Here is a 12,285-nt window from a genome sequence, read left to right as displayed (position 1 = left end):
TCGTCTTCCTACCTTTCCCCTCGTCACGCCAGAGCGCGCAACGAATTGGGGAGGGAGACGGGCCATGGGCCTTCGTTCTCAGGAATCTCGCAGGTCTCGCAGGTCTACCAGGTCTCGCGGCAACTGGAAGGCCCGCAGCAAGCGGACGCTGATCGCCGCGGCTCTCACGACGACGGTCGTGGCCGGTACGACGGGCTGGGCCGTCGGTAATGAACAGCAGCCGATCACCGGCCCACCACCGGGCACGCATGCCTGGCGCGCAGACCATACGCAGGGGGTGGAGCTGCCGGATCCGGCGACCGCGCCCCCCGCCCGAGTGGCCGCGTTCTTCGGCTCGTTGAGCGACGCCCGGCAGCGTGAGCTGGCGGAGCGGCACCCGTCGGTCGTCGGCAATCTGGACGGCGCCCCGATCTCATTGCGGTACGAGGCCAACTCCCTTTCCCTGAAGGCCGAGCGTGACCGCGAGCGGGCCCGTGCGAGCGATCCGGGCCTCACACAGCAGGATCATGAGCGGGCCCGTTCCCTGGTCGCCCGGTACGAAGAGCTGCTGGATCCCGGTCGGCGGATACTCGCCTTCGACCCGCGCGGCAGGGGCCAAATCGCGGAGGTCTACGGCGACTTGGCGAGCGCCGACCGTGTGTCGGTCGTCGTGCCGGGATCCGACATCGACCTGAGCACTTTCGACCGCTCGAAGGACCAGTACGGCACACCGGCGGGGATGGCACGTTCGCTGCACGCGGCGGCGGGTGACCGCACGGCCGTGGTGGCCTGGGTCGGGTACACCACGCCGGTCGGTCTCGGCCCCGACGCGGCGACGGGACGGCTCGCGGAAGCGGGTGCTCCCCGCCTCGCGCGATTCGTGCAGGGACTGACGGCGTTGGGTGCCCCACGGCCCGCCGTGTTCTGCCACAGCTATGGCTCGGTGGTGTGCGGCCTCGCGGCTCCGAAGCTGCCGGCGTCCGACCTGGTGGTGCTCGGCTCCCCCGGCATGCGTGCGGACAGCGTTTCCGATCTGCACACCACCGCCCGCGTCTGGGCCGCCCGGGACGACAGCGACTGGATCGGCGATGTGCCGAACGTCGAGCTGTTCGGCCTCGGCCACGGCGCGGACCCGGCAGGACCGGGCTTCGGCGCCCGGCGCGTTCCCGCCGAACGGGCCGAGGGCCACACCGGCTACTTCGCGCCGGGGACGGATTCGCTGCAGGCCTTCGCCGCGATCGCACGGACACCTTCCGGCACCACACCGGACAGCGGCATCGACGGAAGTGAGCCCACCGCCGGCGCCCGTCCCATCGGAGAGCGGTCATGAGCCTTGCACCCCTGGCCAAGCTGCGCGGGACCGCGGCAGCGATCGACGCCAAGACGCCCGCCCATCGCGACCGGGCCATAGACGGGCTGCGCGCGCTGGCCCTGCTCGCCGTGCCGACCGGGCACTGGCTGCTCGGCGGCTTCACCCTCGACGCGGAAGGCGCGCTGCACAATGCCAGTCCCCTGGCCGCGTTCGGATTCTTCGCACCGCTGAGCTGGGTGCTGCAGATGCTGGGCATCTTCTTCCTGGTCGGCGGATATGCCTCCGCTCTGTCGTACCGCCGTGCGGTGGCGCGCGGCGAGTCGACGGGGCGTTGGCTCCGCGGGCGGGTGGCGCGTCTCGGGCGCCCGGTCCTCGGGGTGACGGCCGTATGGGCCGCGTTGCTCCCGGTGTTGTACGCGCTGGGGGTGCCGGGGACGACTCTGCGCACGGGGTCCACGCTGGTCATACAGCCGCTGTGGTTCGTCGGCATCTATGCGGTGATCACCGCTCTCACGCCGTGGTGCATCCGAGCGGCAGAGCGGCTCGGGGCCTGGGCCGCGGCGCCGCTGCTCGGCTCGGTCGCCGTCGTCGACTTCCTGCGCTACGGGCCGGTCGGGGACGCCATGCCGTCCTGGCTGAGCTTGTTGAATCTGCTGCCCGGCTGGATGTTCGCCTATCAACTGGGCGTCAGCTGGGGCGAGAAGAAGCTGGGCAGGCGCGGCGCGTGGTTGCTGCTGATCGGGGGCACGGCCCTGTTCGCCGCCTTGCTGCTCGCGTTCCACTATCCGGCGTCGATGGTCGGCGTGCCGGGCGAGGCCCGGACCAATTCGCATCCTCCGTCGCTGCTGGTCCTGGCGCTGGCGGCCGCGCAGAGCGGTGCGGCGATCCTGTTGCGCGAGCGGATCGGCAGGCTGCTGCGCAGGCCCGCGCTGTGGGCGCCGGTCGTCGTGATCAACCTGTCGGCGATGACGATCCTGTGCTGGCACCAGACGGCGCTGCTCGCCGCGGCCGTGCCCGGTTCGTTCCTCGGGGGCACGGTGCCGGGGCTGACCGCGGCACCGGACACCCTGGGCTGGATAGTCGCCCGGATCGCCTGGCTTCCGGTCTTTGGGGCCCTGCTGGTGCTGATAGGCAGCCGCACGCGCGGCTTCGAGGCTCCCTGGAAGCGGGCGACGCACGGGCGTCGGGCCCTCGCCGGGCTGTTGGCGGCCGGGTTCGCGGTCTTCGCCCTGGGGTTGGCGTGACCGGCCCGAGCCGGTGGGCGGGGACGACCCGGCAGGGCCGAGGCGTCCCCCTGGGGCTACTCCCGGCCGGCCGAGGTGAACGTCATGTCGGCATAGCGGTCGCCCGCGACCTGGGCGGCAATGGGGGCGAGGAGGTCGAGTTCGGCGGGGGTGAGCTCGATGCGGGTGGCCGCGGTGTTCTCCTCGACCCGGGTGCGCTTGCGGGTGCCGGGGATGGGGACGACGGTCAGCCCGTAGGTCTGGGCCTGCCGCTGGACCCAGGCGAGGGCGATCTGGCCGAGGCTCACGCCGTGGGCGTCGGCGACGGTGCGCACCGGTTCGAGGAGGGCCGAGTTGGCGGCGGCGTTGTCGCCCGTGAAGCGGGGCTGCTGGCGGCGGAAGTCGTCCTCGCCGAGTTCCTTGTCGGCGCTGACGAACGAGCCGGTGAGGAAACCGCGGCCGAGCGGCGAGTAGGGGACGAGGCCTACGCCGAGTTCGGCGGCGGCGGGGACGACGCCCCGCTCGATGTCCCGGCTGAAGAGCGACCACTCCGACTGGAGGGCGGCGATGGGGTGGACGGCGTGGGCGGCGCGGAGTTCGGGGCCGGTGACCTCGCTGAGGCCCAGGTGCTTGACCTTGCCGGCGGCGACGAGTTCGGCCATCACGCCGACCGTCTCCTCGATCGGCACGTTCGGGTCGCGGCGGTGCATGTAGTAGAGGTCGATGGCGTCCACGCCGAGGCGTCGCAGGCTCGCGTCGACGCAGGAACGGATGTACGCGGGGTCGTTGTTGATGATCCGCTTCGTCGGATCGTCCGGGTGCACGGCCAGGGCGAACTTGGTCGCGATGACGACCTCGTCGCGATGGGCCTTGAAGAAGGGAGAGAGGAACTGCTCGTTCTCACCGGCGGCGTAGGCGTCGGCGGTGTCGTAGAGGGTGACGCCCAGGTCCAGGGCGTGTTCCAGGGTGGCCCGGGCCTCGTCGGCGTCGGTCGGGCCGTACGCGAAGCTCATGCCCATGCAGCCGAGTCCCTGGACGCCGACCTCGGGTCCTTCCGTCCCGAGCTGGACCTTCGCGATCTGGCCTGTCTGTGCGGTCATCAGGTTCAGTGCCTCTCCGGCGCCTGTCGGGCGTCCGAGTAAAAGTTGATCTTGTAGTCGAGTACGGCGAGCGTGTCCTGGAGTTCCGCGATGCGCGTGCGGACGTCGCGGCGTGTCTGTTCGAGGAGTTCGTGGCGCTCGTTGAAGGTGTGGTCGCCTTCGCGGACCAGTTCGGCGTAGCGGACCATGTCGGCCACCGGCATTCCGGTCAGGCGGAGCTTGCCGACGAAGGTGAGCCAGTCGAGATCGCGGTTGCGGTAGCGGCGCTGGCCCGTGTGGGAGCGGTCGATGTGGGGCATCAGGCCGATTCGCTCGTACCAGCGCAGAGTGTGTGCGGTCAGGCCGATGAAGGCGACGACCTCGCTGATCGTGTAGTGGTCCTGCCCGTCCGGGCGTGGGTGGGCGGTGGGCGCCGAGGCGCAGCCGTCAGCCTTTGTGTCGGTCAGTCCCTGTGCGGGGGTGGTCTCGGTCTCCATCACCGTCATGACCACCACGCTAGAACCTTGGAGTGCGCTCGAAGCAAGCGGTACCGGGAGGAAATATGTGACGGAAACAATCCACGGGAAATCCCGTCGAGCGGTGACTACGGTGTCGATCATGACTGTTGTTCGCCGTGCGCTGCCAGAGGATGCCGAGGAACTGATCAGGTTGCGGCAGGTGATGATCGATTCGGTCTTCGCCGCCCGTTCCGGGGGCAAGTCCGACACCAGTTGGCATGCCGAGTCCGTGCCCACGGTGCGGGGCAGACTGGCCGATCCGGACGGGGAGTTCGCGGCGTTCGTCGTCGACTTCCCCAACCGGCCGGGGAGGCTGGCGGCCTCGGTCGTGGGGACGTTGGACTACCGCATCGGGCGGGCGGGGAATCCGCACGGGGCCGTCGGTTATGTGTTCAGTGTCGCCACCGATCCCGAGCAGCGGCGCCACGGGTATGCGCGGGCCTGTATGGAGGCGCTGCTCGACTGGTTCCGTGAGCGGGGTGCGGGCAGTGTCGATCTCAACGCGTCGGCGGAGGCGGAGCCGCTCTATGCCTCGCTCGGCTTCGTGCGCAGGCCGGACCCCTCTATGCGGCTGAGCCTCTAGGGCGCTTAGGCTCGTACGCATGCAGAGCCTGGCGTTGATCGAGAACTGGCCGGTACCGACCGCTGCCGCCGCCGTCGTCCGAGCGGACGGCACGATCGTCGGGGCCCATGGGCCCACGGGGCACCGGTTCGCGCTCGCCTCGGTCACCAAACTGCTCGCGGCGTACGCGGCGCTGGTGGCGTACGAGGAGGGGGCGATCGAGCTCGACGAGCCCGCCGGGCCCGAGGGGTCGACCGTGCGGCATCTGCTCGCGCACACCAGTGGGCTCGCCTTCGACGAGCACCGGGTGACGGCGCCTGCCGGGACGCGGCGGCTGTACTCGAACGCGGGGTTCGAGGTGCTTGGGGATCACATCGCCAAGGCGACGGAGATTCCCTTCGGGGAGTATCTGCGGCAGGCGGTGCTTGAGCCGCTGGGCATGGGGGCCACGTCGCTCGAAGGGGGTGCATCGCCCGCCAAGGACGGGGTATCCACCGTGGATGATCTGGTGAGGTTCGCGGCGGAGGTGCAGGTGCCGCGGTTGCTGGATCCGCGGACTGTGGCTGAGGCGATGTCCGTGGCGTATCCGGGGCTGAAGGGGGTGCTGCCGGGGTACGGGCATCAGAATCCCAATGACTGGGGGCTCGGATTCGAGATCCGGGACTCCAAGTCGCCGCACTGGACGGGGAGTTCTTCTTCGGCGCGGACGTTCGGACACTTTGGGCAGGCCGGGACGTTTCTGTGGGTCGACCCTGATGCGGGGGCGGCGTGTGTCGCTCTGACGGATCGGGCGTTTGGGCCTTGGGCGGTTGAGGTGTGGCCCGCGTTTACCGATGCGGTGCTCTCCGAGCTGTAAGCGGGCCTTGATCGACCCCTGGGTTGGCTGTGCCCCGCGTCTTGGGTGCCGGACGGGGGTTTCCGCAGCCCGGCGGTTGCGGGGTGCCGCCGTTGTGCCCACCCGTGCCGCCCCAGCGGCACGACTGCCCACAACGGCGGCGGCGGTGCGCGGCAGCGGGTGCCGCTAGGCGCGTCCCGCTCTCAGCCCGACATCTCCCACACCAGCAGTTCCGCCCCCGTCGGAGACGTAGCCGCTGCCTCCTGAGGGGCCTCCCCCGTCAGCCGGGCCGCGTCGCCCTGCCGTAGATCCGCCCCGCCCAGGCGGACTTCGCCGCGCACCACGTGGACGTACACGAAAGGCGCGGACGGTAGCGCGGTGCGTTCCTGCGGGGACAGGCGGCGGACGTGGAGGAGGGCTCCCGCTGCCGGGACCGCGTAAGGGGTGGAGTCCGCGATGCCGTGGACCACCTCGTAGGACGGGTCGCCTCCCGGTGCGAGCGGGGAGAGCCACATCTGGACGAAGACCAGGGGATCCGCTCCGTCGTTGCGTTCCACATGGCGGACGCCGCCGCCCGCGCTCAGGCGCTGGACGTCGCCCCGGCGGACCACCGACTGCTGGCCCGTGGAGTCACGATGGGTGAGCTCGCCCTCGGCCACCCACGTCACGATCTCCGTGTGGCTGTGCGGGTGCTCGTCGAAGCCCGCGCCGGGCGCGAGCCGCTCTTCGTTGCAGGCCAGGATCGCGCCGAAGCGGAGGTTGTCGGGGTCGTAGTGCGGCCCGAAGGAGAAGGCGTGGAAGGTCTCGATACCGGTGCCGGGCTCCCCGCCGCGGTACCGATCGCCGGAGCGCCGTACATCAATCACGCACCCACGGTAGACCGCGCATCGCCCGCCCCCGCCCGGAAACCCACACCCCGGCCAACCTCCGGTACGGTGCGCCGCCACCCCCAATCCCCACCCCACATACGACCCGGCACCGCACACCGCCGTCCCGATAAGGCAGTCTTGTCCCCGTGCCCGAACCCTCTGCGAACGAAGCCCACCAGGACGCCCACCAGGCAGCCCATGAGGAAGCCGCCCGTCAGGACGCACATCGGAAGGCTCACGCGCACTCAGCCACGCTGAAGCGCCTGGAGCAGTCCTCCGGCAGTCTGGCGGCGCAGGCCATCGCGCGCATGGACGAGACGTTGTCCTGGTACCGGGCGATGCCACCGGAGAACCGGTCCTGGATCGGCCTGGTGGCGCAGGCCGGTATCGCCGCCTTCACCGAGTGGTTCCGGCATCCGGATGCGCCACAGGCCATCTCCACCGATGTCTTCGGGACCGCACCCCGCGAGCTGACCAGGGCGATCACCCTGCGCCAGACCGTCGAGATGGTGCGTACGACGATCGAGGTGATGGAGTCCGCGGTCGACGAGATCGCGGCCCCGGGAGATGAGTCCATCCTCCGCGAGGCGCTGCTCGTCTACGCCCGCGAGATCGCCTTCGCCACCGCCCAGGTCTACGCGCAGGCCGCCGAGGCACGCGGTGCCTGGGACGCCCGGCTCGAGTCGCTCGTCGTCAACGCCGTCCTGTCCGGGGAGGCCGACGAGGGGGCGGTGAGCAGAGCCGCCGCGCTCGGCTGGAACTCGCCCGAACACGTCTGCGTCGTCCTCGGCACCGCGCCCGACGGCGACAGCGAGCTCACCGTCGAGGCCATCCGCCGCGCCGCCCGGCACGCCAAGCTGCAGGTCCTGACCGGTGTGCTGGGCGACCGCCTGGTCGTCATCGCGGGCGGCAGCGACAATCCGCTGCATGTCGCCAAGGGGCTCATCGGTCCGTATGCGGCCGGGCCCGTCGTCGCGGGCCCCATCGTCCCCGACCTGCTCGCGGCCACCCGTTCCGCACAGGCGGCGGCCGCCGGGCTCAAGGCGTGCGCCGCCTGGCAGGACGCCCCGAGGCCCGTTCTCGCGGACGATCTCCTGCCGGAGCGCGCGATCGCGAGCGATCCCGCCGCGCGGGAGCAGCTGGTGGAGGAGATCTACAGACCGCTGGAGGAGGCGGGCTCCGCGCTCCTGGAGACGCTGAGCGTCTATCTGGAACAGGCGAGCAGCCTCGAAGGGGCCGCCCGGATGCTCTTCGTGCACCCCAACACCGTGCGCTACCGGCTGCGACGTGTGACTGACGTCACCGGCTGGTCGCCATCGGACGTACGCTCCGCATTCACGCTGCGGATCGCGCTGATCCTGGGGCGTCTGGCCGACGGAGATCTTCAACCGTAGGATTTTGTCGGGCCCCTACAATTCCCCCAGCGGTTCTTCGTCCCTGTCCCCACGGGCGGCATGCACCGTCCACAAGAGAGAGTGTGAGAGTGCTCGTACTCGTCGCTCCCGGCCAAGGCGCTCAGACGCCCGGCTTCCTGACTCCCTGGCTCGAACTCCCCGGCGCGGCCGACCGCCTCGGCGCGTGGTCGGACGCCATCGGGCTGGACCTTGCCCACTACGGCACGCAGGCCGACGCGGACGCGATCCGCGACACCGCCGTGGCCCAGCCGCTCCTTGTGGCCGCCGGTCTGCTCGCCGCCGAGGCACTCGGTGACGCGCTCGCGGCGAACAAGCCCGGCGCGGTCGCGGGGCACAGCGTCGGCGAGGTCACCGCTGCCGCGTACGCCGGTGTGCTCACCGACGACGACGCGCTGCGCCTCGTACGCAAGCGCGGGCTCGCCATGGCCGACGCCGCCGCGATCACGGAGACCGGCATGGCGGCGCTGCTCGGCGGCGACCCCGAGGTCACCGTCCCGCACCTGGAGAAGCTCGGCCTGACGCCGGCGAACGTGAACGGCGCGGGCCAGATCGTCGCCGCGGGCACCGCCGAGCAGCTCGCCGCGCTCGAGGCGGACAAGCCCGAGGGCGTCCGCCGTGTCGTGCAGCTGAAGGTCGCGGGCGCGTTCCACACGCACCACATGGCTCCGGCCGTCGCCACGCTCGAGGAGGCCGCCAAGGCCCTCGACGTCGCCGACCCGAAGCTGACGTACGTGTCGAACCGTGACGGCAAGGCCGTGGCGTCCGGCTCCGACGTGGTGTCGCGCCTTGTCGGCCAGGTGGCCAACCCGGTGCGCTGGGACCTGTGCATGGAGACGTTCAAGGAGCTCGGCGTCACGGGCATGATCGAGCTGTGCCCCGGCGGCACGCTGACCGGGATCGCCAAGCGCGCCCTGCCCGGTGTGAAGACGGTGGCCCTGAAGACCCCGGACGACCTCGACGCCGCATCTGCGCTGATCACCGACACCGCATCCGCCGCCGACGCGGCGGGTGCCTGAGAAGGAGCCTGGAGAGCATGTCGAAGATCAAGCCCAGTAAGGGAGCCCCTTACGCGCGCATCATGGGCGTCGGCGGCTACCGGCCCACGCGTGTCGTGCCCAACGAGGTGATCCTCGAGACGATCGACTCGTCCGACGAGTGGATCCGCTCCCGCTCCGGCATCGCGACCCGCCACTGGGCCTCCGACGAGGAGACCGTGGCCGCGATGTCCATCGAGGCCTCGGGCAAGGCGATCGCCGACGCGGGCATCACGCCCGAGCAGATCGGCGGCGTGATCGTCTCGACCGTCTCGCACTTCAAGCAGACCCCGGCCATCGCCACCGAGATCGCGGACAAGATCGGCGCGGGCAAGCCCGCCGCGTTCGACATCTCCGCGGGCTGCGCGGGCTTCGGCTACGGCCTCACCCTCGCCAAGGGCATGGTCGTCGAGGGTTCCGCCGAGTACGTCCTGGTCATCGGCGTGGAGCGGCTGAGCGACCTCACCGACCTGGAGGACCGCGCGACGGCCTTCCTGTTCGGTGACGGCGCGGGCGCCGTGATCGTGGGCCCGTCCGACGTGCCGAAGATCGGCCCGACGGTCTGGGGCTCGGAGGGCGACAAGTCCGAGACGATCAAGCAGACCGAGTCCTGGGACGCGTACCGCAAGGGCGCGCCCGACAAGTTCCCTGCCATCACGCAGGAGGGCCAGGCGGTCTTCCGCTGGGCCGTGTTCGAGATGGCGAAGGTCGCCAAGGAGGCGCTGGACGCCGCCGGCCTGAGCCCGGACGACCTGGACGTCTTCATCCCGCACCAGGCCAACATGCGGATCATCGACTCGATGGTGAAGACCCTGAAACTGCCGGAGCACGTCACGGTCGCCCGTGACGTGGAGACCACCGGCAACACGTCGGCCGCCTCGATTCCGCTCGCGATGGAGCGGCTTCTGGCGACCGGCGAGGCGAAGAGCGGCGACACCGCGCTCGTCATCGGCTTCGGGGCGGGTCTCGTGTACGCCGCCACGGTCGTTACCCTCCCCTAGGCATCTCGTCCGGATCATCCGGTCCGGTTCGGAAGCCGCCACACCCTCTGGATACATAAGAAGGAGCGCCAACATGGCCGCCACTCAGGAAGAGATCGTCGCCGGTCTCGCCGAGATCGTGAACGAGATCGCCGGCATCCCGGTCGAGGACGTCCAGCTGGACAAGTCCTTCACCGACGACCTGGACGTCGACTCGCTGTCCATGGTCGAGGTCGTCGTCGCCGCCGAAGAGCGCTTCGACGTCAAGATCCCCGACGACGACGTCAAGAACCTCAAGACGGTCGGCGACGCCACCAAGTACATCGTCGAGCACCAGGCCTGATCAGGCCGCACTGCTGTCGCCACCCGGCGGTGGCGCCGCTGATCCCCTCAACACCGTGGAGAATTTTCCTGTGAACTCGACCAATCGCACCGTGGTCGTCACCGGTATCGGCGCAACCACACCGCTGGGTGGCGACGCAGCTTCGACCTGGGAAGGTCTGCTCGCGGGCCGTTCGGGTGTGAGCCTGATCGAGCAGGACTGGGCGGCCGAGCTGCCCGTCCGTATCGCCGGCCAGATCGCCGTCGAGCCCGGCGAGATCATCCCGCGTCCGCAGGCCAGGAAGCTGGACCGCTCGGCGCAGTTCGCGCTGATCGCGGCCAAGGAGGCCTGGGCGGACGCCGGCTACACCGACAAGGCCGGCGAGGACAAGAGCGTCGACCCCGACCGCCTCGGCGCGGTCATCGCCTCCGGCATCGGCGGCGTGACCACCCTGCTCGACCAGTACGACGTGCTCAAGGAGAAGGGCGTACGCCGCGTCTCCCCGCACACCGTGCCGATGCTGATGCCCAACTCCCCGTCGGCCAACGTCGGCATCGAGCTGGGCGCCCACGCCGGTGTCCACACCCCCGTGTCGGCGTGCGCGTCGGGCGCGGAGGCCATCGGCTACGCGATCGAGATGATCCGCACCGGCCGTGCCGACGTCGTCGTCGCGGGCGGCACGGAGGCGGCGATCCACCCGCTGCCGATCGTGGCGTTCGGCAACATGATGGCGATGTCCAAGAACAACGACGACCCGGCGGGCGCCTCGCGCCCCTACGACGCCGACCGCAACGGCTTCGTGCTCGGCGAGGGCGCCGGCGTGATCGTCCTGGAGTCCGAGGAGCACGCCAAGGCCCGCGGCGCGCGGATCTACGTCGAGGCCGTCGGCCAGGGCATCTCGGCCGACGCCCACCACATCACGCAGCCCGAGCCGTCCGGCAACGGCATCGCGGCGGCGCTGCAGAACCTGGTCGACAACACCGACCTGAAGCCCGCCGAGATCATGCACGTGAACGCGCACGCGACCTCGACCCCGCAGGGCGATGTCGCCGAGATCAAGGCGCTGCGCAAGGCCTTCGGTCACGACGTCGACCACATGGCGGTCACCAGCACGAAGTCGATGACCGGTCACCTGCTCGGTGGCGCGGGCGGCGTGGAGACCGTGGCCACGGTCCTCGCGCTGACCAACCGCGTCGCCCCGCCGACGATCAACCTCGAGAACCTCGACCCCGAGGTCGACGCGGACATCGTCCGCGGCGGGCCGCGCAAGCTGCCCGAGGGCCGGATCGCGGCGCTGAACGACTCGTTCGGCTTCGGCGGCCACAACGTGGTGCTCGCGTTCAGGACGGTCTGACCCAGGACGCGTACGAAAAGGGCCCCCACCGATCGGTGGGGGCCCTTTTCGTACGCGTCAGACCACGCGTCAGACCACCTGGTGCAGCCACCGCACCGGCGCGCCCTCGCCCGCGTACCGGAAGGGCTCGAGCTCGTCGTCCCAGGGTTTGCCGAGGAGCTTGGCGAGTTCGGCCTCCAGGTCGCTCTCGCCCTGCTGGGAGCGGGCCAGGGCGGCGCGCAGCCGGTCCTCCGGGATCAGGATGTCGCCGTGAATGCCGGTGACGGCGTGGAAGATGCCCAGCTCGGGTGTGGCGCTGTAGCGCTCGCCCTCGGCCGTGGCGCACGGCTCGGACGTGACCTCGAAGCGCAGCAGATCCCAGCCGCGCAGCGCGGACGCCAGTTTGGACGCGGTGCCCACCGAGCCCCGCCAGGAGAACTCGGATCTCCAGCTGCCGGGCGCCGCGGGCTGCCGGATCCAGTCGAGGTTGACGCGCGCGCCGAGCACGCCCGCGACTGCCCATTCGACGTGCGGACACAGCGCGCGGGGCGCGGAGTGCACGTACAGAACTCCACGTGTCGTCACCGGGACCTCCAGTGTGGGTCGAGGTTCGCCTTCCCCAGCGGCCTCGCGCCCGTGCCGAGCGTTGTTCCCTGAATTCGAGAAACTCCCGAAAACGGGACAGATGTGACGTGATGTAATTTAGCGGAACCGCGAGAAGAGGGTGCCACTGGGTGGCGAGGCTACCGTGCGGCGGCGCAAGGAGTGTGACGTACCGTCGGTCCCAAAGCCAGGAATCGCCCACCATTCACCCGACGGGGCGC

At 70.5% G+C, this 12,285-nt stretch carries 13 protein-coding genes; 9 read left to right on the top strand and 4 right to left on the bottom strand.

Translation table 11 applies throughout. The features are described from left to right. Positions 1–64 precede the first annotated feature (64 nt). Positions 65–1,309, top strand: coding sequence for an alpha/beta hydrolase (locus OG453_RS12575; RefSeq protein WP_266867431.1), 1,245 nt, complete (start codon positions 65–67; stop codon positions 1,307–1,309). Next, entirely contained in the window at positions 1,306–2,535 is a 1,230-nt protein-coding gene (locus tag OG453_RS12570) for an acyltransferase (protein ID WP_266867429.1), read from the top strand. Before OG453_RS12575 ends, OG453_RS12570 begins: the two co-directional genes overlap by 4 nt. A gap of 56 nt (positions 2,536–2,591) precedes the next feature. Here the strand turns inward: OG453_RS12570 and OG453_RS12565 are convergent, their stop codons facing one another. Continuing rightward, a complete protein-coding gene (locus tag OG453_RS12565) occupies positions 2,592–3,614 on the bottom strand; it encodes an aldo/keto reductase (protein WP_266867427.1) in 1,023 nt (340 codons plus the stop codon). Between the two features lie 5 nt (positions 3,615–3,619). Further along, positions 3,620–4,099: a MerR family transcriptional regulator gene (locus OG453_RS12560; protein ID WP_266867426.1), complete on the bottom strand. Its 480-nt coding sequence runs from the start codon at positions 4,097–4,099 to the stop codon at positions 3,620–3,622. A 112-nt stretch (positions 4,100–4,211) separates the two neighbouring features. On the opposite strand from OG453_RS12560, the gene OG453_RS12555 reads away from it, so the two are divergent. Beyond that, positions 4,212–4,694 carry a GNAT family N-acetyltransferase gene (locus OG453_RS12555; RefSeq protein ID WP_266867425.1) on the top strand — a complete coding sequence of 161 codons (483 nt, stop codon included), beginning with the start codon at positions 4,212–4,214 and terminating at the stop codon, positions 4,692–4,694. A 19-nt stretch (positions 4,695–4,713) separates the two neighbouring features. Further along, complete coding sequence (locus OG453_RS12550) at positions 4,714–5,529, top strand: serine hydrolase (RefSeq protein WP_266867424.1); 816 nt, start codon at positions 4,714–4,716, stop codon at positions 5,527–5,529. Between the two features lie 182 nt (positions 5,530–5,711). On the opposite strand, the gene OG453_RS12545 is transcribed toward OG453_RS12550, so the two are convergent. Beyond that, positions 5,712–6,374 carry a pirin family protein gene (locus tag OG453_RS12545; protein WP_266867422.1) on the bottom strand — a complete coding sequence of 221 codons (663 nt, stop codon included), beginning with the start codon at positions 6,372–6,374 and terminating at the stop codon, positions 5,712–5,714. Positions 6,375–6,631: 257 nt separating this feature from the next. Here OG453_RS12545 and fasR point away from each other — a divergent pair, with 257 nt between their 5' ends. From fasR to fabF, 5 genes are all read left to right on the top strand, one after another. Beyond that, positions 6,632–7,771, top strand: coding sequence for a fatty acid biosynthesis transcriptional regulator FasR (fasR, locus tag OG453_RS12540; protein ID WP_135330829.1), 1,140 nt, complete (start codon positions 6,632–6,634; stop codon positions 7,769–7,771). Between the two features lie 89 nt (positions 7,772–7,860). Beyond that, positions 7,861–8,808: an ACP S-malonyltransferase gene (locus OG453_RS12535; RefSeq protein ID WP_266867420.1), complete on the top strand. Its 948-nt coding sequence runs from the start codon at positions 7,861–7,863 to the stop codon at positions 8,806–8,808. A gap of 17 nt (positions 8,809–8,825) precedes the next feature. Beyond that, the gene (locus OG453_RS12530; protein WP_266867418.1) at positions 8,826–9,827 is read left to right on the top strand and encodes a ketoacyl-ACP synthase III; all 1,002 of its coding nucleotides are present in this window, start codon (positions 8,826–8,828) and stop codon (positions 9,825–9,827) included. Between the two features lie 73 nt (positions 9,828–9,900). After that, a complete protein-coding gene (locus OG453_RS12525) occupies positions 9,901–10,149 on the top strand; it encodes an acyl carrier protein (protein WP_266867416.1) in 249 nt (82 codons plus the stop codon). Between the two features lie 70 nt (positions 10,150–10,219). After that, positions 10,220–11,482 (top strand): beta-ketoacyl-ACP synthase II, encoded by a 1,263-nt coding sequence (gene fabF, locus OG453_RS12520; RefSeq protein WP_266867415.1) that lies wholly within the window; start codon positions 10,220–10,222, stop codon positions 11,480–11,482. 69 nt (positions 11,483–11,551) lie between these two features. Here fabF and OG453_RS12515 read toward each other — a convergent pair whose 3' ends face one another. Beyond that, positions 11,552–12,046: a DUF3145 domain-containing protein gene (locus tag OG453_RS12515; RefSeq protein ID WP_266867413.1), complete on the bottom strand. Its 495-nt coding sequence runs from the start codon at positions 12,044–12,046 to the stop codon at positions 11,552–11,554. Positions 12,047–12,285 lie beyond the last annotated feature (239 nt).

The sequence above is a fragment of the Streptomyces sp. NBC_01381 genome (genome assembly GCF_026340305.1).
In the GTDB taxonomy this organism is placed as follows: domain Bacteria; phylum Actinomycetota; class Actinomycetes; order Streptomycetales; family Streptomycetaceae; genus Streptomyces.
This window is presented reverse-complemented; position numbering and strand designations above follow the sequence as displayed.

Coding starts and splice junctions, on each gene's coding strand:
- OG453_RS12575 (WP_266867431.1), top strand. CDS start 65: ATGGGCCTTCGTTCTCAGGAATCTCGCAGGTCTCGCAGGTCTACCAGG.
- OG453_RS12570 (WP_266867429.1), top strand. CDS start 1,306: ATGAGCCTTGCACCCCTGGCCAAGCTGCGCGGGACCGCGGCAGCGATC.
- OG453_RS12565 (WP_266867427.1), bottom strand. CDS start 3,614: ATGACCGCACAGACAGGCCAGATCGCGAAGGTCCAGCTCGGGACGGAA.
- OG453_RS12560 (WP_266867426.1), bottom strand. CDS start 4,099: ATGACGGTGATGGAGACCGAGACCACCCCCGCACAGGGACTGACCGAC.
- OG453_RS12555 (WP_266867425.1), top strand. CDS start 4,212: ATGACTGTTGTTCGCCGTGCGCTGCCAGAGGATGCCGAGGAACTGATC.
- OG453_RS12550 (WP_266867424.1), top strand. CDS start 4,714: ATGCAGAGCCTGGCGTTGATCGAGAACTGGCCGGTACCGACCGCTGCC.
- OG453_RS12530 (WP_266867418.1), top strand. CDS start 8,826: ATGTCGAAGATCAAGCCCAGTAAGGGAGCCCCTTACGCGCGCATCATG.
- OG453_RS12525 (WP_266867416.1), top strand. CDS start 9,901: ATGGCCGCCACTCAGGAAGAGATCGTCGCCGGTCTCGCCGAGATCGTG.